Origin of the sequence: Rothia sp. P4278 (assembly GCF_048512945.1) — a bacterium.
In the GTDB taxonomy this organism is placed as follows: Bacteria; Actinomycetota; Actinomycetes; order Actinomycetales; family Micrococcaceae; genus Rothia.
Window position 1 is genome coordinate 15,513 of sequence record NZ_JBLXXU010000001.1, and the last position, 26,521, is coordinate 42,033.

The 26,521-nt window shown below is 58.3% G+C and carries 20 protein-coding genes and 1 tRNA gene; 18 read left to right on the top strand and 3 right to left on the bottom strand.

Going from position 1 to position 26,521, the window contains the following annotated elements; genetic code table 11:
• The first annotated feature begins 78 nt into the window (after window positions 1-78).
• Window positions 79-3,669: a PD-(D/E)XK nuclease family protein gene (locus tag ACN085_RS00080; RefSeq protein ID WP_419110192.1), complete on the top strand. Its 3,591-nt coding sequence runs from the start codon at window positions 79-81 to the stop codon at window positions 3,667-3,669.
• Window positions 3,670-3,683: 14 nt separating this feature from the next.
• Entirely contained in the window at window positions 3,684-7,349 is a 3,666-nt protein-coding gene (locus tag ACN085_RS00085) for a UvrD-helicase domain-containing protein (RefSeq protein ID WP_419110193.1), read from the top strand.
• Between the two features lie 2 nt (window positions 7,350-7,351).
• Here the strand turns inward: ACN085_RS00085 and ACN085_RS00090 are convergent, their stop codons facing one another.
• Window positions 7,352-8,335, bottom strand: coding sequence for a phosphotransferase (locus ACN085_RS00090; protein WP_419100569.1), 984 nt, complete (start codon window positions 8,333-8,335; stop codon window positions 7,352-7,354).
• Window positions 8,336-8,373: 38 nt separating this feature from the next.
• Here ACN085_RS00090 and nudC point away from each other — a divergent pair, with 38 nt between their 5' ends.
• The 3 genes from nudC (at window position 8,374) to ACN085_RS00105 (ending at window position 12,071) form a co-directional block, all read left to right on the top strand.
• Entirely contained in the window at window positions 8,374-9,600 is a 1,227-nt protein-coding gene (gene nudC, locus ACN085_RS00095; protein WP_419110194.1) for an NAD(+) diphosphatase, read from the top strand.
• A gap of 62 nt (window positions 9,601-9,662) precedes the next feature.
• The gene (locus ACN085_RS00100) at window positions 9,663-11,489 is read left to right on the top strand and encodes an ATP-dependent helicase (protein ID WP_419110195.1); all 1,827 of its coding nucleotides are present in this window, start codon (window positions 9,663-9,665) and stop codon (window positions 11,487-11,489) included.
• Window positions 11,490-12,071 (top strand): M48 family metallopeptidase, encoded by a 582-nt coding sequence (locus ACN085_RS00105; RefSeq protein ID WP_419110196.1) that lies wholly within the window; start codon window positions 11,490-11,492, stop codon window positions 12,069-12,071.
• Between the two features lie 100 nt (window positions 12,072-12,171).
• Here ACN085_RS00105 and ACN085_RS00110 read toward each other — a convergent pair whose 3' ends face one another.
• A complete protein-coding gene (locus ACN085_RS00110; RefSeq protein WP_419100565.1) occupies window positions 12,172-13,578 on the bottom strand; it encodes a zinc-dependent metalloprotease in 1,407 nt (468 codons plus the stop codon).
• 191 nt (window positions 13,579-13,769) lie between these two features.
• Between ACN085_RS00110 and ACN085_RS00115 the strand changes: the two genes are divergently transcribed.
• From ACN085_RS00115 to ACN085_RS00125, 3 genes are all read left to right on the top strand, one after another.
• Entirely contained in the window at window positions 13,770-14,855 is a 1,086-nt protein-coding gene (locus ACN085_RS00115) for a PDZ domain-containing protein (RefSeq protein ID WP_419100564.1), read from the top strand.
• 138 nt (window positions 14,856-14,993) lie between these two features.
• Entirely contained in the window at window positions 14,994-18,035 is a 3,042-nt protein-coding gene (locus ACN085_RS00120; RefSeq protein WP_419110197.1) for a UPF0182 family protein, read from the top strand.
• 268 nt (window positions 18,036-18,303) lie between these two features.
• A tRNA-Met gene (locus ACN085_RS00125) sits at window positions 18,304-18,377 on the top strand.
• Here ACN085_RS00125 and ACN085_RS00130 read toward each other — a convergent pair.
• On the bottom strand, window positions 18,337-18,738 hold the full coding sequence (locus tag ACN085_RS00130) for a helix-turn-helix domain-containing protein (RefSeq protein ID WP_419110688.1): 402 nt from the start codon (window positions 18,736-18,738) through the stop codon (window positions 18,337-18,339). The genes ACN085_RS00125 and ACN085_RS00130 overlap by 41 nt on opposite strands.
• Window positions 18,739-18,810: 72 nt before the next feature.
• Here ACN085_RS00130 and ACN085_RS00135 point away from each other — a divergent pair, with 72 nt between their 5' ends.
• From ACN085_RS00135 to ACN085_RS00180, 10 genes are all read left to right on the top strand, one after another.
• A complete protein-coding gene (locus ACN085_RS00135; protein ID WP_419110198.1) occupies window positions 18,811-19,035 on the top strand; it encodes a helix-turn-helix domain-containing protein in 225 nt (74 codons plus the stop codon).
• Window positions 19,032-20,072 (top strand): hypothetical protein, encoded by a 1,041-nt coding sequence (locus ACN085_RS00140; protein ID WP_419110199.1) that lies wholly within the window; start codon window positions 19,032-19,034, stop codon window positions 20,070-20,072. Before ACN085_RS00135 ends, ACN085_RS00140 begins: the two co-directional genes overlap by 4 nt.
• Window positions 20,069-20,374, top strand: coding sequence for a hypothetical protein (locus ACN085_RS00145; RefSeq protein WP_419110200.1), 306 nt, complete (start codon window positions 20,069-20,071; stop codon window positions 20,372-20,374). The genes ACN085_RS00140 and ACN085_RS00145 overlap by 4 nt, the downstream gene beginning before the upstream one ends.
• A gap of 23 nt (window positions 20,375-20,397) precedes the next feature.
• Window positions 20,398-21,234, top strand: a complete 837-nt coding sequence (locus ACN085_RS00150; protein ID WP_419110201.1) for a helix-turn-helix domain-containing protein — start codon at window positions 20,398-20,400, stop codon at window positions 21,232-21,234.
• Window positions 21,235-21,376: 142 nt separating this feature from the next.
• Complete coding sequence (locus ACN085_RS00155; protein WP_419110202.1) at window positions 21,377-22,276, top strand: DUF2637 domain-containing protein; 900 nt, start codon at window positions 21,377-21,379, stop codon at window positions 22,274-22,276.
• Window positions 22,277-22,316: 40 nt separating this feature from the next.
• Window positions 22,317-23,156, top strand: coding sequence for an RNA polymerase sigma factor (locus ACN085_RS00160; protein ID WP_419110203.1), 840 nt, complete (start codon window positions 22,317-22,319; stop codon window positions 23,154-23,156).
• A 340-nt stretch (window positions 23,157-23,496) separates the two neighbouring features.
• Window positions 23,497-23,811 (top strand): hypothetical protein, encoded by a 315-nt coding sequence (locus tag ACN085_RS00165; protein WP_419110204.1) that lies wholly within the window; start codon window positions 23,497-23,499, stop codon window positions 23,809-23,811.
• A gap of 45 nt (window positions 23,812-23,856) precedes the next feature.
• On the top strand, window positions 23,857-24,996 hold the full coding sequence (locus tag ACN085_RS00170; protein WP_419110205.1) for a transglycosylase SLT domain-containing protein: 1,140 nt from the start codon (window positions 23,857-23,859) through the stop codon (window positions 24,994-24,996).
• A gap of 25 nt (window positions 24,997-25,021) precedes the next feature.
• Window positions 25,022-25,684 carry a hypothetical protein gene (locus ACN085_RS00175; RefSeq protein ID WP_419110206.1) on the top strand — a complete coding sequence of 221 codons (663 nt, stop codon included), beginning with the start codon at window positions 25,022-25,024 and terminating at the stop codon, window positions 25,682-25,684.
• A 51-nt stretch (window positions 25,685-25,735) separates the two neighbouring features.
• Window positions 25,736-26,449 carry a hypothetical protein gene (locus ACN085_RS00180; RefSeq protein ID WP_419110207.1) on the top strand — a complete coding sequence of 238 codons (714 nt, stop codon included), beginning with the start codon at window positions 25,736-25,738 and terminating at the stop codon, window positions 26,447-26,449.
• The last annotated feature ends 72 nt before the right edge of the window (window positions 26,450-26,521 follow it).

The window sequence follows — 26,521 nt, forward strand, 5'->3', positions numbered from 1 at the left end:
AAAGTGTCAGCCACCTATGATGGTATGGAAGAAGAATATTCACAGAGCAAGAACCCGCCCGGCCCCAGAAAGACCCCTATGAGTGAGAACCTCCCCCCGTCAGGCTCCGCGACCCTGATTTTGGGTGCCCCGGGCACCGGCAAAACCCATAGCTTGCTCGCCCAGGCTGTTGAACATATTGAGTCGGGGGCTGACCCCGCCCGCCTGCTCGTTCTCACCCCAACCCGTGTGAGCGCAACCCGCTTCCGTGAGGCTCTTTCCGCCCGTATCACCGCCACCGTTTCCAGCGCTCCGGTACGCGCCTGGCAGGCCTACGCTTTTGACCTACTCCGCCGCGCCCACATCCAGGGCTACCTGCCCGGGGTTGAGTTTTCTCCCAAGCTCCTGAGCGGGCCGGAACAAGATGTCCTGCTCAAAGAACTTTTGGAGGGGCACCGCCAGGGGCAGGGGAGTACCCTCACCTGGCCCCATGACCTGCGTGAGGCTCTGGATACTCGGGGCTTCCGCCACGAGATCCGTGACTTTTTTGACCGCATGGCCGAATACGACCTCACCGCTGAGCGGGTGCGGGAACTCGGGGAGAGCCTGAACCGGCCCGAATGGGTGGCGCTTGCCGCTCTCTACACCGAATACCGCCAGGTCCGTGCCCTGCGCGCACCCCACGCCTATGACCCTGCCGGGCTGATCCACGAGGCAGTCAAAGCCCTGGTCGCCAACCCGGCCCTGCTGACCGCTGAGCGGGCGAGGTTTGACCTGGTGCTCATCGACGATATCCAGGAGCTGACCCCCTCAATTTACCGCCTGCTCACGGTGCTGGTGGGGCACGATGCCGCCGGTTTCCTGGCAGAGAGCGCCGGTGCCACGGCTGAGCTAGCCCGCCAACAGGCAGACGACATAACCGCCGCCTTTGCCCACCGGCCAGCCGTCACCCTCACCTCTTGCACGGACACCGTGGTGCAGGGCTTCCGCGGGGCCAGCCCCCACTTAGCCAGCACCCTGCCAGGGGTCTTTGCCGGTCGGCTTGAAACCTATCACCTAAGCACCAGCTGGCGCATGGCCCCCGAGCTTGCCCAGCGCTGGCAGGCCGTGGCTCAGCGCCTTCCCCTGCTGGCTCATGCCGCCCACACCCGCCAGCTTGACCCGGCACCGCAAGCACCCAGTGAGCAGGCCCTGCTACCCCTGGGCGATGACGGCTCCCTGCTCAACCCCGAAAAGGCGGGCGATAGCCGTCCATCGGTCATGGGCCTGGTGGTGGAGAACCCGCAGCAGGAAAACCAGCTGATTGCCCAAATGATTCTGGAAGACCACCTGTTCAGGGGCAGAGCCTTCAAACGGAGCGCCATTATTGTGCGTAAGGGCTCCGACGTCACCCGCCTCAAACGAGCTTTGAGTAATCTTGGTATTCCCGTGGCGACCGCCGCTTCGCTGACTCCCGTGCGTGACGAACCTGCGGTACGCCCCTTCCTGGACGCGCTGAGCCTGATTTTGCATACCCGCTCCCTGCGAGAAGCCGAAGCGGAAAAGAGCGGGGGCACCGAACCGCAGAGCCCAGATAGCATGGAAACTCCCAGCACAGAAAACTCTGATACCGAGAGACCGCAGGCTGAGGGCCTACCGGCTGGTGCACAACCCACCGGAGCCGGGACCGCAGATGCTCTTGCCCGCTGGGGCCTGGGGGCTGACACTGCTGTTGCCCTGCTGACCTCCCGCCTGGGCGGGGCATCCACCATGGAAATCCGTAGGCTCCGCCAGCGGCTTCGTGCCGATGAACTGCGAGCCGGTGGCAACCGCGATAGCGACGCCCTACTGGTAGAAGCCCTGGTCAATCCGCACCTGCTCCCTAGCACAGGGGCCGGGCCGGCCGCCCGCAGACTGGCCGCCGTGCTGACCGCTGGTGATCGCGCTCTTGACCAGGCCGGTGCTACCGCCGAGACCGTGCTGTGGGCACTCTGGGAGGCATCGGGGCTGGGGCCCCTGTGGCAAGAGCAATCCACCACCGGGGGCAGTGGTGCCGACCGAGCCAGCCGCGACATCGACGCCATGATCGGCCTCTTCGAAGCCGCCGAACGCTACACCGACCAGATGCCCGGCGCTACCGCCGAACAGTTCCTGGCCTACATCGATGCCCAAGACCTGCCCATGGATACCCTGGCCGAGCGCACCAGCTACCGGGACGCACTGGAAATCATGACACCCGCCCTGGCCGCTGGCCGCCAGTGGGACACCGTCTATGTAGCTGGGCTCCAAGACGGCACCTGGCCCAACACCACCGTGCGCGGCTCACTACTGGGCAGTCTTGACCTGGTCGATGCGGCCATCGGCTCCCTGGCAGGTAACCAGCAGAGCGGCGGCCCCCAGCCAGCGCAGGGCGTCAGCCGAGGCCAGCTCCTGACCGAACGCCTGCGCGCCACCCGCTATGACGAAATCCGCATGTTCTCCACCGCCATCTCCCGCGCCAGCGACCGGGTGGTGTGCACCGCCGTCTCGTCCCCGGACCAGGCACCCAGCGAACTGCTCGATATCTTCGCCCCGGCCCCCGGCGGTGAACGGGAACTCACCGAGGTTCGCAGGCCCATGACCCTGCGCTCGCTGATTGCTGAGCTCCGCCAGTGGGCTGAGGCCCAGCATCTTTCACCGGCCAAGGCTGAGGCCGCCGCCCGGCTCCTGCACCGGCTGGCTGACCCCGACCAGACCGCTGGCTTCACCCTACCCGGTGCTTCACCGGCCTCCTGGTGGGGCATGCTCCCGCTGTCCTCGACCAGCCCGGCTTTTGATGGTTCAGGGCCGGTCCCGGTGTCGCCTTCACAGATTGAGAAGATTCACCGGTCGCCCCTGGACTGGTTTGTGGCCGCCTCCCGCGCTGAAGCGGCCACCGACACCTCCCGCTCCCTGGGTACCCTGATTCATGCCATCTGCGAAGAGATGCCCGATGCCAACGGCACCGATTTGCGCGATGAACTGCACCGCCGCCTACCCCAGCTGGGCCTGCCCGACACCTGGGAGAGTCAGAAACTGGTGGAGCGGGCAGAGAAGATGATTCAGCGTTTTGCCGACTATGTGCGTGAACTCAAATCCAAGGGCCGTTCCCTGGTGGGTGTAGAAGGCTCCTTCAGCGTGCTGGTGCCCGGACCTGCCCGGGACGCCCTGCTCTCGGGCCGCGTGGACCGTATTGAGGTGGACCAGCTGGGGCGTTTCCTGATTCTTGATATAAAGACCGGCAAGCAGAAGCCCACCCGGGCCGAGCTGGAACGCCACCCTCAACTGGCGGCCTACCAGGTCGCCCTCGAAGCCGGTGCCGGTGCCCTCATGCGCCAGGCCCTTGCCCCCGACCGGGAACAAGCCCAGTCCGCTAGCTTGGATCTTCCCACTCAGGAGGTTGGGGGCCGCCAGGTACCGGTGCTAACCGGCCTGCAGGAGCTCTCCGGCGGTGCCCTGCTGCTACAGCTAGGTGGCTCAACTGCCAGCTACAGCGAACAGGAGCAGGCACCTCTCACCGCAGAGAGCACCTGGGCCGTAGAGCTCATCAACCGGGCCGCCGTCCTGATTGCGGGTCGGGAGCTCCAAGCTCGCCATACCGCCGGTGGCCTCTTCGGCATCGGCTGTGCCCTGCCCGATATCTGCCCGCTGTGTTCACGGGGACGCACCATTACCCACCGCCCTGCCCAGTAAGTTTCAGGAGAATCATGACCAGCTACGACCCCACCGCTGCCCAGCCCTTCCTGACCCCTGAGCAGATAGCCCAAGCCCTGGGGCGGCCAGAACCCACACCTGAACAATCCGCTATCATTTCTTCTCCGCTGGTGCCCCGCCTAGTGGTGGCCGGTGCCGGGTCCGGCAAAACGGCCACCATGGTAGACCGCGTGGTCTGGTTGGTAGCCAACGGCCTGGTGCGGGCTGACCAGGTGCTGGGCGTGACCTTTACCCGCAAGGCCGCCGGTGAGCTACGCGAGCGTATGCGCTCCCGCCTTGAAGAACTGCGCAGACAGGGGCTGGTTCGCCAGGTGCCGGGGGAGCGGGGCGAGAACATGACCTCCGACCCCACCATTTCCACCTACCATTCCTACGCCAATACGCTGGTTTCCCAGTACGGTTTGCGCCTGGGCATTGAGGACGATGCCCAGATGCTCGGCGGGGCGCAGACCTGGCAGCTAGTGGCTCAAATTGTGGAGCACTATGACGGTAAGCTCCCCGAAAAAGAGGTGGCTAAATCCACTATGGTGAAGGCTGTCATTGAGCTTTCGGGCGAGTGCGCCGAGCACCTGGTCAGCCCCGACCAAGTCATTGAGTGGTGCCTGAAGACCCGGGCCTCCATTGCGCCCCTGGGCAAGCCCACAGTCAAAGGGGCTACCGGTGAGCAGAGAGAAATCGTCCAGAACCTTGACCTGCGAATATTCTACGCAGACCTGGTCAAACGCTACTCTGCCATCAAGGCAGGTATGCAGGTCATGGACTACGGTGATCTCATTGCCTACGCCGCCAGGATTGCCCGCGAGGTTCCCCTGGCCGCTGAGACTGAGCGCGAGCGCTACCGGGTGGTTCTGCTTGATGAGTTCCAGGACACCTCCCACGCTCAGATGCAGTTGTTCTCCGACCTTTTTAGTGCTTCTAAGGGGCGTGAGGCCCACCCGGTCATGGCGGTGGGCGACCCCAAACAGTCTATTTATGGTTTCCGTGGGGCATCGGACGGTCAGCTCTTTAGCTTCTACGATTATTTCCCTGCCCAGGACTGCAGCGCCAGCTACCTGACGGTGGCCTGGCGTAACGACCGGGCGATTTTGGATGTGGCTAACTACAGCGCCGCCCCGCTGAGTTCTCAGCCGGAGTGGGTACGTTCGGCCCACCGCATCGAGGTGCCCGCTCTAAAGCCCCGTGAGCAGGCCGACGCTGGCCGTGTGCTGGTGGGCAACTATCTGACCGACCAGCACGAGGCTCGTGCCCTGGCTCAGCAGATCGCCTCAGAACGTGCTCGCTGGGCCCATGAACCGCTGAGCCAGATGCCCACCATGGCGGTGCTCTGCAAGAAGCGGGCCATGATGGAGCCTATCCGTGAGGCCCTGGACGAGCTGGGCCTTCCCTACCAGGTGGTGGGCCTGGGCGGTCTGCTCGATACCCCCGAGATCGTCGATACGGTAGCCGTCCTGCGCGTGCTCAGTGACCCGGGACGGTCGGATGCGCTCATGCGCCTACTGGCCGGTGCCCGCTGGCGACTGGGTGTTTCTGACCTGCTGGCTTTTGCTGAGTGGTCGGGGGTTCTCAAACGCCAGCGTGAGCTGGAAATCCGCTACGGTATGGCCGCTGAGTATGCCCAGGTGCGGGCTGAACAGGAAATCCTGGACGGCCTGGATAGGGCCCCAAGCCCTGCTACCCAGGGGAAGGAGGAAGAACTAGCACCGGAAGAGGCCTACCGCAGGCTCCTGCAGGCGGCGGCCCCCGATGTCACCGATGGCTCCTCCCTGGTTGAGGCCCTGGAGAATCTGCCCGAGCCGGGGTGGGTATCACCGCGCACCGGGCGGAGTATCACCGATGAGGGCCTGCACCGCCTGCACCTGCTTGCCCAGGAGTTAGAGCACCTGCGCCAGTTCACTGCCGATGACCTGGGCACCCTGCTGACTGAAATTGAGCGCACCCTACTGCTTGATATTGAGTTGGCCGCCCGCTCCGGCACCCGTTCGGCCCTTGCCCGCCGCCACCTGGACGCTTTCCAGGAGGTCGCGGCCTCCTATGAGGCCAGCGCCCCCCGCGTGAACGCCCTGCTTCTGGCCGCAGCTAAGGGTCTGGAGGCGGAGGAGGGCGAAAACACCGTGCGCTTCTCGCTGAGTTCTAGCGCTTCGTCAGCCTCAGGCATCAGCGGTTTTTTGGCTTGGTTGGATGCCGCTGCTCAGGAAGAGTCCGGGCTGGATATGGCCGCTGAGGCTCCCCGGCACGATGCCGTCCAGCTTCTGACCGTCCACGCTTCTAAGGGCCTGGAATGGGATCATGTCTATGTGCCCGGTTTGGCGGTCGGAGAGTTCCCCGATGCTAAGGATGAGCGGTGGACTAAGAAGAGTAGTACCCTGCCCTGGCCCCTGCGCGGGGACGCAAACTATCTGCCCGGTTGGCGCGAGGACTTTGAAAACCTGCGCGACCTGGGCGAGTTTACCGCCCTGCTCTCGGAGCAGGCTGTGGAGCACCGCATCGGTGAAGAGCGCCGTTTAGCCTATGTGGGTTTTACCCGTGCGCGTTCCCTGCTTACCCTGACCAGTTCGGCCTGGAAGGGTACCGCAACTAAGCCCCGTGCATTCTCGGAGTTTGTGGAAGAACTTATCCAGGCCCCCACCCCGCTGGCGGAGGTAATCGCCAGGGTGGATGAGGACCAGGTGGGTGTTGCCAACCCGCAGTCGGCTAGCATCACCACCGCCGCCTGGCCTTTTGACCCCTTTGACGGGCCGCAGGTGCGCACCTGGCAGAGCCTAGAAGAACTTGAATCCGCCACCGATGCTCCCCTGCAGGTGGAGCCGGTAGCAGTCGGGTCTGCTACGGGGCTAACCCCCCGGCAGGTGGTGGAGCGGGCGGCCCGGAACGTGGTGCGTGGCGGTCTTGACCCGCAGGAGGGGCCCAGTCCCGAGCAGGCCCTTGCTGAGCTAAGTGCGGAGCAGAGAGCGCAGACCCTTAAAACCCTCGAGGACTGGCAGGAGGAAACCGAGCTTCTGCTGGCTCTGCTTGCTGCACCACCTGCCGAGAGTGACTTTGAACTACCGGGGCATCTTTCTGCCTCCTTGCTGGTGAACCTGGTGGCTTCACCCGAGCAGGTGCTGGCCCAGATTCGCAGGCCCATGCCGCAGAGGCCGGGTATTGCCGCCCGCCAGGGTACCCTCTTCCATAGCTGGGTAGAGGAGCATTTTGGGCAGACCGGCATGCTGGATGTGGATGAAGATTTTGACGATGATGTCGCTGACCAAGAGCTGAACCTGCCCCAGCTTCAAGAGAACTTCTTGGGCAGTGAGTGGGCGGACCGAACCCCTTGGGCGCTGGAGTATCCCCTAGAAACTCCACTGGGTGCTGTGACGGTGCGTGGCCGTATTGACGCGGTCTTTACCACCGTTGATGAGCAGGGGCAGACTGTCTGGGAACTGGTGGACTGGAAGACCGGTCGGCCCCCGCGTACGGAGAAGGAACTTAAAAAGCGGTCGGTTCAGCTTTCGCTTTACCGGCTGGGTTTTGCTCGCCTGCAGGGGATTGTACCGGAGCAGGTCCGGGCCTACTTCTTCTATGCCTCAACGGGCCAAACTAAAGAAATTACCCGTTTTAGTAGTCTGCAAGAGCTGGAGAAGGCCCTGGCCCGGGCCGAGAAGCTGGGGCGGGAAGGCTAGAGCTAGTCCAGGGGCTGGGGTTTTTCCTCGTCCAGGGCCGGGGCAAGCGCCTTGACAGCAAGCAGTTCGGCTTCAAGGTGATTGAGCATGGAGACCGCCTCAGAGATCATGACGCGGTCTTCAAGCTCGGTGCCCCGAATAAGCCACTGAGCCAGGCCGAACTCTGCGTAGAGGCTGGCGCGGGCTTCTAGGTTGCGGTCGGGCTCCTGGGGCATTTCTTTGCGGTAGGTTTCAAAGATCCGCTCCCTAAAGAGGGGGTCTTCGCAGGCGTAGAGCCAGGCAAAGTCTTGGGCAGGGTCGCCTACACAGACCTCGGACCAGCCGGTAATTTCGACGACCTTTTTCTGGTCGAGTACTAGGTTGTCTTCGTTGAGGTCGCCGTGAATCACGCGGGGGCGGAATTGCCACATGGCGGAGTTATTGAGTTGCTGTTCCCAGCGGGTGAGCAGACCTGAGGGGACTTTGCCGGTAGCTACGGCGCGGTCAAGCTCGGCTAGGCGGCGTTCCCGGATCTGTTCGCCGGTGTAGACCGGCAGGTCGGCTTCTTCAACGATGGTGGTGGGGAAGACGTGAATGGTGGCGATGTAGTGGGCGATCTCATCGGCGATGTTGGTTTTGCCCTCGCGGGTGGAGTAGGAGATATCGGCTAGCTCGTCGATGTCGCAGTGCTTACCCGGGATGTGGGTGTAGATGAAGGCTTGGCGGCCATCGAGCGGTACGGTTCCTACGATGGTGGGTACCAAAAAGGGCAGACGGGCGCGGATACCGGGCGAGAAAGACTGGAGGATAACGTGTTCGGCTTCAAGGCGCACGCTGGCTTCGGGGTGTTTGGGTGCACGCACGCGCCAGCGTTTGTCGGCTGAGTCGATGATGATAGCTGAGTCGAAGTCGAGGGCATCGTCGGCTGAGGGCAGTGCGGCTACGGGGTAGAGCCCGGGTACGCCTGCTGATACGATGGCGGCAAGTTGAAGGGGAGTTGAAGTCACACTTCCAAGGGTACAAGAGAAGACGGGATGAATTGGAGATGAACGCTGAGAATTTGACCAATCTCTTAGCCGATGGGGCGGGTAGGGGCCTTGCTCCCGGTGTGCTCAGGCCTTTGGGGCCGCTACCGCTGGTGGCTGATGGGGTGCCTGCCTGTGCAGGGGCGCGGGAGGTCGAGGGCTTTTTCGCAGGTTTGGGGCGGGCACTGGCCGGTGAGCTTGACCCGGCTTTACCTACCTGCTGGCGGGAGCTTTACCCCTGGGCGCAACGGCCCTACCTGGTTGCCGTGGATTCTGGTCGCGTTTTGGTGGGGGAGGGTGAACGCCCGGTGCCCCTGAATCTAGCAGAGATTTTTGAGCTGAATACTGCTGCCCTGCTGGATTACACGGCGGTGGATAGGCACCGGCAGGTTAGTCTGCTCTACGCCGGCAGTCTATGCTCCCGCGCGCAGAACACGAGCGCATCACAGGGGCCGGGTCAACCCCAGCTAGGGCAGGCCCCCGTTCTTGCGCTGACTGATCGGTTTGAAGATTTCTTGTGCCTTGGCCCGATAGTGGCCCAGGGCTTTGAGAACCAAGAAGCAGGCATCGCCCAGGTGCTGGCGGCCCGTGCCGGTGGTCGCTGGGTGGGCATCCGTGACTATGCGGCTTACGGTTACGGCGGGTCGAGCCTGGCCTATGCCTGGGGTCGGGTGCTAGCTTCGGCTGCCTCCTTGACCGCCTGGCACGCTTCGGCAGGTTTTGACCCGGCTACCGGGCAGGCTACATTCGCTACCCGGGCCGGCTGGGTGCGGGTCAGTGAATCGGGCCGCGAGATTTTCCCCCGCACCGATCCGGCGGTGATTAGCGCAGTGACCGCTCGCTGGGAGGGAGCAGAGAAAATTCTGCTGGGCCAGGCCCGCGCCTGGGGGCCGGGGCGCTACTCAACCTTCGCTGGGTTTGTGGAGGGCGGGGAAGCCCTCGAAAGCGCGGTCCTGCGGGAAGTCTACGAAGAGTGCGGCGGTCAGGTAAGCGCCATGCGCTACCTGGGGTCACAGCCCTGGCCTTTTCCGCGCTCGCTCATGTGCGGTTTTATGGCTGAGATTTCTAACCCGCAAGCGGTCAAACCCGACGGCCTGGAAATCGAAAGAATCCGCTGGTTTACCCGCCAGGAGCTGGTCCGGGCCTATAGCTCGGGCGAGGTTCAGCTCCCGGGCACCGGTTCAATCTCCCGCCACCTCATAGAATACTGGCTGGGCGCTCCGCTCCCGGTTAAAGGAGAGCGGTAGACTAGATAACCGGCCCTGCTCGGGGCCCAATGATACACAGCGAGGGCAAGGGGAGTAGCACCATGAACCAGGACAAACTACGGGCACACCCCATTAGCCTGACCGCCCCCGCCGCTGACAGTATTCTGGAGGGCCTTGACCCCGAACAGCGCCGGGTGGCGACCGAGTTGTCTGGCCCCATGTGCGTTATGGCCGGTGCTGGCACTGGTAAGACCCGGGCTATTACCCACCGCATTGCCTACGGCATCGCTATTGGTCGCTACAACCCACGCGCGGTACTGGCCCTAACCTTTACTAACCGGGCCGCCGAAGAGATGAAGGTGCGCCTGCGCCAGCTCGGTGCTACCGGAGTGGTGGCCCGTACCTTCCACTCTGCCGCCCTAAGCCAGCTCCGCTACTTCTGGCCCCAGGCCATTGGGGGGAGCCTGCCCGAAATCATCAAAAACAAGGCCCAGTACATTATTGAGTCGGCCCGCAGGCTGGGCCTGGCAACTGACCGCGCTATCGTCCGCGACCTTGCCAGTGAAATTGAGTGGGCCAAAGTCTCCATGCTGACCGCAGAGACCCTCATGCCCCATCTGGCCCACCGGGAACTACCCGCCGATATCAGCCCTATCGACATGGTCCGCCTGCTGCGCACCTACGAGGAACTCAAAGACGAACGCAACGTCATCGACTTTGAAGATATCCTTCTGCTGACCGTGGCAATTATCGAAGAGAACCCCGAAATCGCCGCCCAGATTCACCAGCAATACCGGCACTTTGTGGTTGATGAATACCAGGACGTCTCGCCCCTCCAACAGCGGCTTCTGGATGCCTGGCTGGGTGCCCGCGACGACCTGTGCGTGGTGGGCGATGCCTCCCAGACCATCTACTCCTTTGCTGGTGCAACCAGCCGCCACCTGCTGGAATTCCGCAGCCGTTTTGAGCAGGCCACCGTGGTCAAACTGGTGCGCGACTACCGTTCCAGCCCGCAGGTGGTCGGCCTAGCCAACCGCCTGCTGGCCGCCCGCAAACAGCGTCCTGACTCCACCCGCTACTCCTGGGCGCCCCCGCTTCAACTTATTTCCCAGCGTGCGGAAGGGCCGGCGCCCCAGTGGTTCGAGTATGCTGACGATGAGCAAGAAGCGATCGGTATAGCCGAAGACATTAAAGACCTGATAGAAAAGGACGGCATTCCCGCCGCTGACATTGCTGTGCTCTACCGCACCAACTCCCAGTCAGCCGCCCTGGAACAGGCCCTTAACGACCTTGGCATCAACTACCAGTTGCGCGGTGCTGAACAGTTCTTTGACCGGGCTGAGGTGCGCGCCGCTATCAGCATGCTTCAGGGTGCCGCCAAGGGCGCAGAAGAGACCGACTCTATACCCCAGCTGGTACGCGATAACCTCAAAAACTTAGGCTGGTCACCCCAAGCGCCCCAGCGCTCAGGCCAGGAACGCGCCCGCTGGGAGTCCTTGGAAACACTGGTTTCCCTGGCCGACCGGCTGGTTGCTGAGCGCACCTTGGCGCGTGAACAGGCCCAAGCCAACGGTGCAAGCGAACTGCCCCCGGAGCTCACCCTCTACGAGCTAGTAGCTGTCCTCATTCAACGCTCCCAGCACCGCGACGCGCCCTCCCTCAACGGTGTCACCCTGGCCTCTCTGCACTCAGCCAAGGGCTTGGAATGGGAGGCTGTTTTCCTCTGTGGCCTCAATGAGGGGCTCATGCCTATCTCCTTTGCCCAGAGCAGTGACGAGGTGGACGAAGAACGCCGCCTACTCTATGTGGGCATCACCCGCGCCCGCTCCTACCTAACCCTCACCTGGTCGCGCTCGCGTACCCCCGGCGGTAGGGCTGGGCGTAAGCGCTCACGATTCTTGGACGACATCGCCCCTCAGGGAGTTTAAATGGCTAGCATCCGAGAGGTACTGCCGGCCACCGCGCACCGCCCGGAGATTGAGGTGGTGCGCTCCACCCGCCGCAGGCGCACCGTCCAGGCTCAGCCACTTGAGGGCGGGCGGATTCGCCTGATGGTTCCTGCATCCAGCACACCAGAGGACCTTGAGATTTACATAGAGAACCTGCTCCCCAAAATACAGCGCCGCGCGGCTCGAAAGAAACAGAGCCACAGCAGAGCTATTTCCGATGAGCTTTTGGCTCAAAGAGCTGAGAAACTTCGCCGGGCCTACCTCCCGCAGGCACCGTCTGCCTCATCTATCCGCTGGGTCACCAACCAGCAGCACCGCTGGGGGTCAGCAACACCGGCTGAGCGCACTATCCGCATCTCCCACACCTTGCAAGGTGCTCCTGGCTACGTGCTTGATTCCGTGATTTTTCACGAGCTTTGCCACTTTCTAGAACCCAACCACAGCCCGCAATTTAGGGAACTAGAAGCCCTCTACCCGGAACAGGAGAAGGCGCGTGCCTTTCTGGAAGGAGTGACCTTCGGCCAGCGCGTGCCTGGCACCCCACCCCCATCAGGGGAATAAATAAGGAGGATTATTCATAAGGTAGGCCAGCCCCGGCCAGCAAATTCGCTATGAGCCTGCCTTACCTACCTCGGATCAAATAAACCCCAAGGTTGAGGGCCTAAGCCTTGGGGGAGCCACCACCTTCTGAGCCTTCACCGGGTTCTTCATCGGGCTGGTCGTAGCCACCGGCCAGGAGCTTTTCGAGAGCCGCATCGAACTCATCTTGGCTAGCTGTCAGCAGAGCACGGCGGGAGGCAAAGCCTTCGGGATCATCGAGGTCTTCACTGGTGGGCAGAGTCTCAGGGCCCTGCCAGAGCTGATCACGGGCTTCAAAGCCATGCTGCTCTTCGTAATGCCGCCAGAAAGCCAGGGCTTCGCGCATCTTGCGGGGGCGCAGCTCCAGGCCGACGAGCTGGGCGAAAGCGTGTTCGGCTGGGCCACCGGTTGCACGACGGCGGGCCATAGACTCAGAAAGCTGGGGCGCCATCGGCAGATTCTTGGTGGCCTGCTCGGTAATGAGAGATACCCAGCCCTCAATGAGAGCAAGCAGGGTTTCCAAACGGTCCAGGGCCAGCTGCTGGTCCTCGGTGTGCTGGGGAGCGAACATGTCCCCGGCAAAGACCTCCATCATGGCCTCGGGGTTAGCTGGATCAAAATCAATCTCTTGGGCTGATGCCTGCATACGCTCAATATCAACGCGAATACCGCGTGAGAAGCGCTGAATCAGGCCGATGATGTCCTCGCGTAACCAGGGGTTAGCCTTGTGCAGGCGAATCAGAGTGGCCTCACGCACTGCCAGGTAGAGGATAACCTCCTGGGCCGGGATTTCAAGGCCCTCACTAAAAGCGGCAACACCGCCGGGGAGCAGAGCAGAACGCCCTTGAGCCAGGGGGATCCCGATGTCGGTGGACGAGACAATCTCTTCAGCAAGCTTGCCGATAGCCTGCCCCATTTGCATACCGAACATCATGCCGCCCAGGCCCGCAAAAATATTGCCGCCACCGAGCATGCCGGAAAGTTCTTCGGGCAGCTGCTGCTGGATCGAAGCGTTCATAGCCGAAGTGACCTCAGTAGCTACCGGGCCAGCAATTTCTTTCCAAGTAGCAAACGAGTTCTCCACCCATTCAGCCTTAGACCAGGCTTCGACGCTAAAGGCCGGACGCTCAAAAATGGTGACAGGGTCAAGCCACAAGTCAGCCAGAGCTGCGGCATCTCGTACCGCACCGGTCTGGCTAGAAGTTATCGAAGGGTCCTTGCCCAGGGCCAGTACCTGGCGGGCGTTCTGCTGGGCAAGATCCCAGTTGACCGGCTCATCACTGCTCTGAGCGTTCATCATAGAATTCACCTGGGCAAAAATACCCGAGAACATGGCGGGGTCAAGGGGAAGACCCATCTTGCGCAGGGCATCGGCATCAAAAGCCTGGGCACCGTTCATGGCATTGGGGTCAAAACCCTGCTCACGGAGTTTTTTCAGGAACTCTTCTAGGGGGTCATGACCTGAAGAATCAAAGGGGTGATTCGACACTGCTTGCCTCATTTCCAGAACACGCGGTGGGGCAACAGGAGCGCCGCCCCGCTTTCCCTCTAGCCTACTGGTCTACCTGCCGCAAAAAGTGGCTTTTAGCCCACAGCCAAGTGGGAGTTTGCTGGGTTGAGGGACGGAGCGAATTTTTTACTTGTAATCTTGTTCCTATGGGTTTTTTATCGAGGGAACAGATGGGCCGCCTTGCGCGCAAGCCCCACATAAATCTATACACGGTGAGCGCAACAGGCCTTACGGGCCTCTCCCTACTATCTTTAGTTATCCCCGTGAACTTTGTCACGGAGTCCCCGGGGCCTACCTTCAACACCATCGGCGAATTCAATAAGAAGCCGCTGATTGAGATTGAGGGCGCAGAGACCTACCCTGTAACCGGCTACCTGGACATGACCACCGTGCAAGTAGCCGGTGGACCCAACTCAACCCTCGGTTCCCTGGGTGCCTTGTCGACCTGGCTGGAGGAATCAACCACGGTGCTCCCCAGCGACCTGGTCTATGACCCCACCGTCACCAGTGAAGAGGTCAGCGCTCGCAATAGCGCCGATATGACCAACTCCCAGGAGGTTGCTCAGGCAGCGGCTCTGACTCAGCTGGGTATCGACTACACCGAGACACTGAATGTTTCTGGCGCGGTGGAGGGTGGCCCGAGTGAAGGCCTGGTTCAGGAGGGCGATATCATCACGGACATCAACGATGAACCCCTCACCAAATATTCCGACTTGACTGACCGGGTTAATGCCTCCGGCGGCCAACCTGTCACCGTGACCCTGAAGCGTGATGCTCAGACCCAGCAGGTAACGGTCACCCCCGTATATAACGATAAGAGCGGTCGCTATGTTCTTGGCCTCTATCTTTCCCGCACTTTTAATTTCCCGCTGACCGTCAAGTACGGGCTAGAAGAAGTGGGCGGGCCCTCGGCGGGCATGATGTTCGCGCTAGGTATTATTGACGAGTTGACCGAGGGCGATATGACCGGTGGCGAGCACTTTGCTGGCACCGGCACCATTGAATCTGACGGCACGGTAGGCCCTATCGGCGGCATTGAGCAGAAGATGAAGGGTGCCGCCGATGCCGGTGCCACCGTCTTCCTGGCCCCCGCCAGTAACTGCGATGAGGTGGTGGGCAAGGTCCCCAGCCGCCTGTCGGTGGTTAAGGTGGAGACCCTGGATGAAGCGGTCGAGGCGGTGACGCGTATTGGTCAGGGCCAAGACCCCGCTAACTTCCCGACCTGCACTGCCCCAAAAGTCGGTGCTGAGAGCTGAAAAGGTAAGCCAGCTCTCGTAAGTCACCCTGTTCTTTGGCAAAATAGTTTCTTATTACACAGCGTCCCCGTATTGATTGTGGCGCTGTGGGACCGAGCCGTTCGCGCGGCAGACACACAAGACAACTAAAGGACATCCGTGAGTACCGGAAACACCCCTCCCCGTTCTCCATCACGCAGGCCCCAAGGTAAGAACAAGCCCCTGGGCATGACCGTTGCAATCGTGGCGGTTCTCGTCATTGCTTTTGTTGGGGCCACCCAGATTTACACCGACGTCCTCTGGTATGACCAGTTGGGCTACCTGCAGGTGTTCATTACCCAGAACCTGACTAAGGGTGCTGTCTTCCTAGGCTCAACCTTACTTGCCGGTCTGGCTATCTGGGCTAGTATGCGCTACGCCTACAAACACGGTGTACCGCAGACCCCCGCCCCCCGGCGGGCATCGGCTCCGCGCATTGACGCTAACGGTGACCCAGTTCCTGATCCTTACGCAGATATCCAGGAAGTGTTCAACCAGAACATGGAGCGCTACCGTAAGAGCATCGATAAGATGCGTAAGCTCATGCTCCTGGTGGTTCCCCTGGTGCTGGGTGCCTTTGTGGGCGCGGGTGCTACCAGCCAGTGGGAGTCTGTGCTCCTGTTTATGAACGGTGAGAGCTTCGGCCAGACCGACCCCGAGTTCGGTCTTGATCTGGGGTTCTTCCTTTTTACTCTGCCTTTCCTTAATTTTGGGACCGGTCTGTTGAGCACCTTTATCCTGTTCTCGGCCATGGCTGGCCTGGTGGTGCATTACTTCTACGGTGGAATCATCGTGGGTGAAAAGGGCATCACCACCACAGTCTTCTTCCGCCGTCATCTGGCTCTGCTGGGTGCCGTCTTTATTCTGGTGCGGGCGGCGAGCCTGTGGCTGGCCCGCTATAACGCTACCCAGGATCAGAGCGGTTCGTGGGCCGGTGCCATGTACACCGACGTGAACGCAATCATCCCGGTTAACGCCATTTTGGCTGTTGCCTCACTTCTGGTGGCTGCGCTCTTTGCCGTGGCAATTCTTAAGGGCAATTTCCGCCTGCCCCTTATTGGCACCGTGGTGCTGGTTGTGACCTCTCTGGTGGCAGGCAGTATTTACCCTTGGGTTATTCAGCGTTTCCAGGTTGTGCCCAACGAGCAGGCGACTGAGGCCCCTTACATTCAGCGCAATATTGATGCCACTCGCGCCGCCTATGGCCTTGACGCTATCGAGGTCAAGAACTACGATGCTACGACCTCCACTGCCGCAGGTGCCCTGCGGGGGGAGAGCGAAACGATTTCTAACATTCGCCTGCTTGACCCCAACGTGGTCTCGGGTGCCTTCGCCCAGCTTCAGCAGTTCCGCCCCTACTACCAGTTCGGCAAGAATCTTTCGGTGGACCGCTACTCCATTAACGGGGTAGAAACCGATACCGTGATTGCGGCCCGTGAGCTGAACCCAGCGCAGAACGCCAACTCATCCTGGGTGAACCAGCACGTTGTCTACACGCACGGCTACGGTGTGATTGCCGCCTACGGCAACCAGGTTGAGGCTGACGGTAAGCCCAAGTTTATTCAGTCCGGTATCCGCGCGACCGGTGCTATTAGCGAGGACTATGAGCCGCGCATTTACTTTGGTCAGAGCTCCCCGGAATACTCTATTGTGGGAGGTAGCGCTGAGGACGAGCCCCTGGAACTGGACCGCCCACAGACCACTGACGACGCCAGCGGGAATGACGCCAAGTACACCTTTACTGGCAAGGGCGGCCCCAATATCGGTAACGCTTTTAACCGTCTGTCCTACGCTATTAAGTTCCAGTCTTCTGACATTCTGCTTTCAGATGCGGTACGTTCTGAGTCCCAGATCCTCTACGACCGTGACCCGTCAGCCCGGGTTAAGAAGGTCGCCCCCTACCTGACGGTGGATGGGAACCCCTACCCGGCGATTATCGATGGTCAGGTCCAGTGGGTCGTGGATGCCTATACCACCAGCAATCAGTACCCCTACTCGCAGGCAGCTAGCCTTGAGAGCGCTACCGCTGACTCAGAGACAGCTACCGGTGTCGCGCAGGCTCTGCCCAACAAGCAGGTCAACTACATTCGTAACTCCGTCAAGGCTACTGTGAATGCCTACGACGGTTCGGTGACCCTTTACGCCTGGGATGACCAGGACCCGGTTCTGAAGACCTGGCAGAAGGTCTACCCCGGGACGGTGCGCCCCTACAGCGAGATGAGCGCATCACTGATTGGGCATGTGCGCTACCCGCAGGACCTCTTCAAGGTTCAGCGTGAGGTGCTCAACGCCTACCATGTGACCGATGCCTCAAGCCTGTACGCGCGGGATGATATGTGGTCAATCCCGAACGACCCCACCAACAATAGCGGTAAGCCGCTCCCGCCCTATTACCTGTCCCTGCAGATGCCCGGCGAGGATTCCGCTAAGTTCTCGCTGACCACCTCCTTTATCCCTCAGCAGTCGGATAGCAACACCCGTAACGTCATGTACGGCTTCCTCTCTGCTAACGGTGACGCGGGGACCGGTAAGGACGGCGAGAAGGCCGCAGGCTACGGCAAACTGACCCTGCTGGAACTGCCGCGTTCATCGGTGGTTCCTGGCCCCGGCCAGGCGCAGAACGTCTTTAACTCTGATACTGCGGTTTCGACCGAGCTGAACCTGCTCCGCCAGGGCGCTTCGGACGTTATCAACGGCAACCTGCTGACCCTGCCCGTGGGCGGCGGTATTCTCTATGTCCAGCCGGTCTATGTTCAGTCCTCCGGTGATGCGGCCTATCCGTCGCTACGCCGCGTGCTGGTGGGCTTTGGTGAGCAGGTTGGCTTTGCCCCCACCCTGGAGGAGGCCCTGAACGAGCTCTTTAGTGGCTCCTCAGGTGCTCAGACAGCCACCGACGCCGGTGTCGATGAGTCCGAGGCCACTCAGGCCACCGGCGGCACCGCAAGTGGTGACAGTGGCACCCTGCAGAGCGCGCTACAGGATGCCCGTAAGGCTATGCAGGATTCCGATGCCGCTATGAAGGCCGGTGACTGGACTGCCTACGGTGAAGCTCAGAAGCGTTTGAACGATTCCCTCCAGCGCGCGATTGAGGCTGAGGGTATCGAAGGTCAGGTTTCTGGCGCTAGTCCTTCGGCTAGCCCCTCAGCATCAGCTGGCAACTAGCTCGCTCTAGCTGCCCGGTTTCTTGGGCTAGCTATCCTGGCTCCATCTGAGGGCGCGGTGCTCTCCCCTGCGGGGGAGGGCGCCGCGCCTTTTGTGCTGGCTAGGTTTCTGGGGGGGGGGGCTGGTTGCCCAGCAGTATGACTGGGCAGATCAGAGAGCCAGGGGCAGGTGAGTTAAGTTTTTGCGGAACTACAAATGTACTCTCACTCACAAATAGTCTTTTCAACTTGCGCTGAGGAGTAGGGGTGTGTATAGTTATATGAGTCGCCGCGGGGTGGAGCAGTTCGGTAGCTCGCCGGGCTCATAACCCGGAGGTCACAGGTTCAAATCCTGTCCCCGCAACTTGATAGGTCGCCCCAGTCGGTATGAAACCGATTGGGGCGATTTTCTTCTCCCCTTCACTGCCTGGTGCAGTGGAGGGGATTTTTGCGTTAAGAACGCCCTCGCCCAAAAGTTCAGCCAACGACAGGTCGAAGAAGGCGGCAATCTTCAAGAGGTCATCGAGTGTGAACGCCGCATCCCCTCGCAATTTCTTTGAGACGCCTGCTTGGGTCATCTCTAGAAGTTCAGCTAGATCCTTCTGCTTTGTGCCAGTTCGTAGCATCCAAGTCTTGATTTCGCGGCCTGCAACCTGGTTTGGGGTTAATGCAATTTCAGTTCTCATGGTTGATACGGTACACCCCATGATTTTGCAAGGCAACATAAAATTCAAAAAAATAACTTAAAGTTATGAAACCATCTTGCAAGATACAACTGTGAGTTATAGTCTTGCACCATGAGTTATTCAGAATCGATTGCTGCAAACGTGAGGGCAGAAGCCTCGCGTCGCAACGTTAAAAGTCACGAACTGGCCGAACTTCTCGGATTTTCTGAGACATCACTGCGAAAGAGGCTCAATGGGCTGATTGAGTTTAGGCCCAGCGAGATTGAAAAAATTTCAATCTATATGGAGGTGCCCATTGAAGAGTTAACGCGGCATGTCGTTGGAGGCGTGGCGTGAGTAGCAAGGCTATTGAATGGGCCAGAACACATGAGTTCGAGAACGGTGCTGTGCCTCGAACATCAGTCTTGCGGTTTCTGGCGGAACAGGCTGACGATGATGGTTATATCGCTGACCATGAGGGTGATAAGGGCCTGGCGTTCATCATGCATGAAACCTGCGTCAGTAAATCAACCGTAATTCGCATCCTCAAAGAATTCGAGGAAGCCGATCTGTTGCACCGTGAACGCCGCCCATATAAAAAATTTGGTGGCCGCTCAACAGACCTCATTGTGCTGCACCTTTACAACATCGGGACCAAGACACCCTGGCGAACGCTGAAAGCATTGAAGCAGTTACACAAGGCCGGGCAAGCACATTTTGGGGCACCGATTGTAAGCATGGGCGAAGATGGGCAGCCTGTGGATAACTCGCTATCTACAGTAGGTGTCACTCTGACACCCAGTTATGAAACACCTAATCAACCAGTAGGTGTCACTCTGACACCTGATGACACACAAGGTGTCACTCTGACACAGGCTAGGTATCACTCTGACATTTTTGAAGATTCCGCATTAAAAGGAACGCGCGCACGGACTATCCCATTGACTATCCCAATCAGTCAGTCTGTCAAAGAAACAGCGCCTGTGGATAACTCAAGGACTGACGGACAGACCGAAGCAATAAAAACTGATATGCCCCCGGCACCAATCACCCAAGGAGTCAATCACCAAAAGCTACGGCAAGACCTGCAACAAGCTGGCCACGAGCTTGACCCGGTATCTGATGAAGTGCTGGCCCAAGTTATCCAAATAGTCTTTGCCCGCTCCACTCAGACAGTTAGGAGCCCTCAGCGGTTCGCTTTCTCATGTATCTCCAAGGAATTCCGTGAACTGGTCTCACTGGCCGAATCAGTCTTACAGCAGCTAAAACCGGCTACAGCTCCCCAACGCATAACCTGCCCCCTACATCACACCGAGCACGTCCAGGGCAACGAGTGCCCCGGCTGCCGGGCAGACCGACTCGCGGGCCAAACCCAACCGAAAGGAAAACCATGACCACCCTTGCACAACAGAACAGCACCACAAAGCAGGCAAATTCAGCAAGCAACATCGCATTTCTAATTCTGGCTAGATTCGCCAAATGGGCACTGATCTTTATCTTCGCGGGACTAGCAATCCTTATCACGGCAGCCATCGGCTTACATAACGCTGGAATTGACCTACAGGACGAACGAAGCAGCTTCATAGCTGGAACCACGGCCGAACTTTCCATCGAAGCTCTGATTATTGCCTTGGGCACAGTTTTTATCATTGACGCTACCCGCGCTGTGCGCAAAGAACTGAAATCCAGCAAATAAGAAAAACAACAAAGGAAAAGACCATGAGCACCACCATCGAAAAAATCGTAGCTCCTGCTATCGAAAACACAGACCTGCTAGAAGAACTACCCCTAGAGGAAGCAAAGACTCTCACCGCACGCCTGCGCGATTCCCTCCATGACACCTCCCAGCTCTACATCAACGCCTGGAAACACCAGGTATGGAAAACCCTGGGATACACCAGCTGGGACGGGTACATCACAGGCGAGTTCGGAGATCTACGGGTGGCTCTGCCCAAGGAAGAACGGTCCCAGACCGTTATTCAGATGGCAAAGGCAGGTATGCCTACCCGAGCGATTGCTACCAGCACAGGAATCTCAAAGACTACGGTAAATCGTGAGATTCAGAAGGCTCAGGAAGAAAATAAGTTGCCCGATGAACTGGAAATCACTGGTGAAGACGGCAAAGTTCGCACGAGTAAAAAGAAATATGCACCGGTACTCGACGAGAGCTTGCTAGACATGCCAGCAGAGTCAATGGGGATTGGATACTTCAGTAGCACAAAGGAAGATAAGCCCCAGGTAAAGGTCTCACCTCCAACATCACAAGCCCGTCTCGATTATGGGCTGACAGCGGTAGAGGATTTAGCTACCGAGCTGGAAGAAGCCATCAAAGCGTCCATGCTTGCAAACAACCGACAGAGATTCGATAGCGATGTCGTCACCCTGCATCTTGTCACTGCGACCTCCCGGGCGCTATTGGCTACTGCTGGGCTTATCAACCTCTTCAATCTTCAGCCTGATCTCACTGGAGAAAACGAAGAAATCATCAAAGTGCTTGACTCATCAGTGCTTACCATTGACACCGTACTGAGCGGTTTGAGGGGCGATGATGAGTAGCCAGAAAATGAGCGCAAAAAAGTGGGAGCCTTCAGCTTCAACCCAAAAGACTCCCACCGATTTAAATAAACAGGACACGCTAGCTATTCAACGACCGTTGCGTACTGTTCACGGTCAGTTTAGCAGAGGCCATAAGGAAGCCGTGAAAATAACCCCTACCAGTAGCCCTCGTATCAATCCAGATTCCATTAAGACTCTGTGGCTCACAGTTGTGCTGATCTTCATCCTTGGAGTCACCTCCTTCTTAGTCAGCTTCAACGGCTTGTTGGATGTTGCTGCCTGGGTAGGGCTACCTAGCTACCTGCGATGGACAGTCCCGGCCTTCATCGATATTTCGATACTTGCCTACTCAATGGCTGCCGTCATCCACAAAGCACGAAACGAACGAGTGGCGGCCACTTGGGTATCCCTAGGGGTATTCACTCTCATCTCAGTTGTGGCGAATGCCGTCCATGCCCTGAGCAAGGGCGAGGGAACAACCTTGGTTCAGATGGTCATTGGAGCGACTATCGCCGCCGCGGCCCCGATTGCAGTATTTGCTGCCACTGAAGAACTTTCACGTCTTGCCTTTCGGGCACCAGTAGCGCTGACTAATGGACCTGATACCTCAGACAAGGGTATCCAAATCCTAGATTCAGTGGCGCACCAGCATTCCAAACCACAGGAAGAGCTACCAGCAACTAATAAGGGTAGAACGGGTAGCATGCACGCATTGCCCACTCTCTCCGGTGTAAAAGAAGCCGTCTCAGAAGAATCGGCTTCACCTGAACAAGACCAAAAACCGCAGACCGAGACACCCGACAATTTAGCACCAGAGCCACCTAAAGCTGAACCGGCTCAACAGAATATTGATGACTCTGAGAAGGAAGGGGCGGATGACATGGAGTTGCTAGCAGCATGGGTAAAAAACCAGCTTGATGCCGGCCAGAAGGTCACTGGTGCATCCGTTGGAAGGTTCATTGGGAAGAGCCCACGTACCGGATCAAACCGCCTGAATGAGCTCAAAGAAGCACGGCCTGAACTTTTCCAGGGGGAGCAATGAGAGAGCAACTTCAATACGGTGGACTGAGCGGTGAATGATTATGGTTGCAACTACACCAGAGAACACCTGGAACGAAACGATGTTGGCCGACTACGCACAAGTACGCCAATATGTCCTTAAACGGATGTGGGCACTGGGCAAAGGGGCAACAGCAGAAGATGTTGCCCAAGAAGCCTTTATTACCGCTACTCGACGGTTGCCTTCCTACGATGCCAGTAAAGGGAACTTCCAAGGCTGGTTGATGGGTATCGCCAAAAATCTAATCCTCCAGCAGTCAGGTGGAGTATCAACCAAAGAAGCTCCCATCGGGTCGTTCATGCACGATGAAGTTCACCAGTCCTACCACCCGGTTACTGAGGATATTGGTGTGCAGGTAACGGACAAGATAGTAGGAGCTGGTAGGTTAGCTAAAATCATGGAAGTCATCTATGCGGTGAGTGATTCCCACGAGATGGTTGATAGGTCTATGGTGCTTATCCGTGAGTGTGATGGGGATGTAAAAGAAGCTGCAACGAGGCTTGGCATTAGTCCCGCTACGTTACGTCACTCCCATCGACAATTCCAGGATCTTGCAGCATTAGTGGATAAGGCTTTGGATGTGCACTGGGAACGGAGGACTCAGGGGCGAGAGCTGGAACCAGTGAACGTTCGGGAACTCCTTGAATGTTTCCCAGAGAGCGACGATGCTGAACGCGCATGGCTGCGCACTCTCCCCATTGCGGTCTTGCAGGCTGGGGGCTGGGCTGTAGATAAGCAGGTGCTTATTGCTCAGGTTGGTGAGATGACTGGCTACTCACCGAATACCTGCCGAATCCTGATTAATCGGTGTCAGCAGTTCTATATGATTGCCAGGTCTTTGGTGGAAAGTGGTTCTTTGTAGGGAGGATATAACGAGCAGTGGGTGAAGAAAGAGAATTTCGGTGTTAGTAAAAGGTGGCTGTGTTCTACCTGCCCCCAAGCGGGTTAGAGCATAGCCGCCTTGTTCTATTTCTTGACTAATTCAGGTGAACACAGATTTACCTAACCACCGTTTCTCAGGGCAAGCAAAACCCGGCCCCTCTGTCGCGCTCTGCGCGTAAGGAGGGGCCGGGTTTTGTGCGGCAGCCGGGTCCAGCGGGTGCTGGCGCAGGGGTGTGGGGGCGGCGGTAGCCCCCGCGTTATGGGTTTCTCTTGAGATGAGGATGATTTACGCCCACTAGGTAGGAATCTGAATGGTGTGTATGGGTATTTTTCGTAGACGTTCACGTTATTCCTCACAGACTGATTCTGACGATGTTTCCCTGTTGCAGCGGTTCCGGGAGGACTTCTCGCAGTCGTCTGAGCTTGTTGAGCGGTTGGGGGCTTGGATCGGTGATTCCCGTGGCCGGATAGCTATTTTCGGGTTGTTAACCTTTTTGCTGGTCGTTGGCTTCTTGCTGGTGACGATTCTGATTTTTGGGATGCCCAGTGGTGTAGAGAAGGATTTCAAGGACGTGAATTCCTCGGCGGAACTGTCCCATCTGGGACAGCATGAGCGAGACGGTTTGGTGGGTTAGACGATGAGCGTTACTAGGCGGGCAACAGGTTTTATCGCTAAAGGTTTGCTTGCTAAATTCCTCATTGCTTTTGCGCCGGCTATTTTTATTTTCGGTACTGTTTTAGCCTTGGTGGCTTTTTTGCTGATGAATACTGCTGTGGTGGGCTGGCAGCAGCAACAGGAAGTTCAGAATGCCTCGCAACGGTGCACGGTTGGGATTGAGTCAACTGGTTCTGAGGGCGGCCGCACTATTAACGTTCCCCCGGAACATGCTGAGCGGATTAAGAAGGCCGCGCAGGAAACAGCGTTACCGGAGACTGTTGTTGCTGCGCAGATTTGGGCGGAGTCCAATTTTGACCCTCATGCTGGTTCCCCTGCTGGTGCTAAGGGGTTGGCGCAGTTTATTGACTCGACGTTTTATAAGTATGTGCCTGGCGGGGACCCTTATAACCCGGATGATGCGATGAAAGCTTATGCCCTTTATATGAATGATTTGAAAACCCTGTTCATAGACAAAGCGGGTGATGATGCTACTAAGCTCCTTGAGCTGACGCTGGCGGCCTATAATGCTGGTCCGGGGGCAGTGCAGCAGTATGGGGGTATCCCTCCATTCCCTGAGACTCAGGGGTATGTGAAGAAGATTTTAGGTGCGGCCCAGGTGAAGTTCTCTGAATCGTGTAAGCCAGTGACTTGGGATGGTGACCTTGGGGAGGGTGAATGGACTAATCCCTGCCCCGGCTGTGTGTACACAAACGGGTACGGCGCTCGTGACTTAGGCAATGGTGTCGACGCCAAGAATGGTGGTATGCACTGGGGCGTAGATATTGCTACCCCTGGGGCTGGCTATAACCCGGGAGTCCCTATTATTGCTCCTACTGACTTGGTCATTATTGAAGAGTATTCCAAGGACGGTTGCGTATGGGGTACTGCTGTTGCCGAGCCTAAGTTCACGTTTGGTTTTTGTCATTTGCATTCTGAGCAGGTCAGTGTGGGGCAGGAGCTTAAACGTGGAGATGTGATTGGGGTTGAGGGTAATACCGCAGGCTCGATTTTGGAGATGGGTGGGAAGCAGCCGCCCACGCATCTGCATTTAGAGATTTATAAGCCTGGTTTTGATACCCGAAATTTTGGGTGGTTCAAAGACCGGTCGGGCAACCTGGACCCGGAGCCGATATTGAAAGCTAAGGGCGCCTGGGTGAACTAGGTGCTGGTGCGAAAGGAGAGATGATATGAACTCTACTAAGAAGGTCTTAATTCCCGTGGTTGTTGTGCTGGCCGTGATTGTGGTTGTTCTTGGCGTGATGGTGGTTCAGCGGTTAGGGGCTGGGAAGCCGGACGCTTTTGCTAATGCCAGTGCAGATAGAACAGCTTCAGCCGTATCTAGTATCGTGTCCTCCTCGCCTAGTGGGGGAGGTGGGAGCGGAATTGAGACCTATGTGCTGGCTGATGGCACCTGTGAGACCGCTGATGGTGTTGATAAAGCTGATCCAGATGCTGTAGCTACTCGGTTTGTTGAGATTTCATACTGCTTTGATTCTGTTGTTGATTCTACGATGACTGCTGGTATGCTCCGGGCGGATGGTTTGATGACTGACGGACTGAGAAGCAAATTGGTGGAGCCGGAGCGGAACGCTTTGCAGAATCAGTGGGTTGAGGTCGGTGCCCATAAGGCATATACCCGGCCTACGGTCTCGGATGCTCCAACTGAGGAGATGGATTATGCCGATGAGGGTGTAGTTCATAAATCGAAGATGGTTCAGTGGCTTTGGGTTGGCCGCGCGGGGGGCAGTATGGACGGCGGCTATGCCACGGTGAACCTGCTACTTGTGCAGCAGGAGGATGGTTCATGGCTGGTTGATGATGTTTCCACTGGGGTTTTTGAAGCGAAATAGTCAAACTGTCCCATTTGGGACGCTAGTCATGTTGAAGTGAAAGGTTTTGTGGTGGGTTCAAATTCTGGGGGAACGCATCGGGCGCGTATCGTAGAGGTTTTAGCTGTCTTATTGTTGCTAGTGGGTGCAGTTGGGGCTGGGGTGTATTGGGGTCAGTCGGGCTTCCTTGCCCGCGAATCACCTGTGGTGGAGAGTTCTTCTCCTTCTGCTTCTGAGCTTCCTTCTTCTGCACAATCTGCTTCAGCTTCTGTATCTGGTTTAGCGGAGGCTCGTGTAGTAAAGGAGGTTCAGTTCCCAGATGTCCATTCTGTTAGCCGATCAAATGCTGAGTCGGTTGCGCGTATTGCGGTACTCTCTCTTGCAACTTGGGATTCAGCGCGTGACACCGGTTATGGTGAGGCAGTTGAACGTACTGTTCCTCTTTTTGATAGTTCCCTAGCTAAGCGGGTGGCTGAGGTTCCTGCTGAAGCTGTTGCGTGGGATGAGAAGGTGGTAGAGAAGAAGGCGTTTTCTGCTCCTCATGTCATGAACTATGAGATTTATTCCGACTTTTCTAATGTTGTGAGATCCGGGGGCATACAGGCTCGTGATGGGCGACCTGTGCAGTTTTTCCAGCTTGCTGTGCGTTGGGATTGGATGGGGCAGGACGGCATGTACTGGGCGGAGAAAGAAAGGGTGCGGATTTACGAGTTGGTGATGGTTCAGGGCTCTGATGGCGCGTGGTCAGTTGGGTCGTATGCTTGGCGTGATGAGTTGCCTCAGTAAGAGGATAGATGGGTAAAGGCTGTGGCCTCTAGCTGTTGAGCTAGGGGCCACAGCCTTTTGTAGCTGGGATAT

Excerpts from the sequence above, each read along its gene's own strand:
- ACN085_RS00145 (WP_419110200.1), top strand. The coding sequence starts at position 20,069 with ATGACCACCCTTGCACAACAGAACAGCACCACAAAGCAGGCAAATTCA.
- ACN085_RS00175 (WP_419110206.1), top strand. The coding sequence starts at position 25,022 with ATGAACTCTACTAAGAAGGTCTTAATTCCCGTGGTTGTTGTGCTGGCC.
- ACN085_RS00150 (WP_419110201.1), top strand. The coding sequence starts at position 20,398 with ATGAGCACCACCATCGAAAAAATCGTAGCTCCTGCTATCGAAAACACA.
- ACN085_RS00165 (WP_419110204.1), top strand. The coding sequence starts at position 23,497 with ATGGGTATTTTTCGTAGACGTTCACGTTATTCCTCACAGACTGATTCT.
- nudC (WP_419110194.1), top strand. The coding sequence starts at position 8,374 with ATGAACGCTGAGAATTTGACCAATCTCTTAGCCGATGGGGCGGGTAGG.
- ACN085_RS00135 (WP_419110198.1), top strand. The coding sequence starts at position 18,811 with ATGAGTTATTCAGAATCGATTGCTGCAAACGTGAGGGCAGAAGCCTCG.
- ACN085_RS00105 (WP_419110196.1), top strand. The coding sequence starts at position 11,490 with ATGGCTAGCATCCGAGAGGTACTGCCGGCCACCGCGCACCGCCCGGAG.
- ACN085_RS00085 (WP_419110193.1), top strand. The coding sequence starts at position 3,684 with ATGACCAGCTACGACCCCACCGCTGCCCAGCCCTTCCTGACCCCTGAG.
- ACN085_RS00115 (WP_419100564.1), top strand. The coding sequence starts at position 13,770 with ATGGGCCGCCTTGCGCGCAAGCCCCACATAAATCTATACACGGTGAGC.
- ACN085_RS00160 (WP_419110203.1), top strand. The coding sequence starts at position 22,317 with ATGGTTGCAACTACACCAGAGAACACCTGGAACGAAACGATGTTGGCC.
- ACN085_RS00100 (WP_419110195.1), top strand. The coding sequence starts at position 9,663 with ATGAACCAGGACAAACTACGGGCACACCCCATTAGCCTGACCGCCCCC.
- ACN085_RS00080 (WP_419110192.1), top strand. The coding sequence starts at position 79 with ATGAGTGAGAACCTCCCCCCGTCAGGCTCCGCGACCCTGATTTTGGGT.
- ACN085_RS00130 (WP_419110688.1), bottom strand. The coding sequence starts at position 18,738 with ATGTTGCCTTGCAAAATCATGGGGTGTACCGTATCAACCATGAGAACT.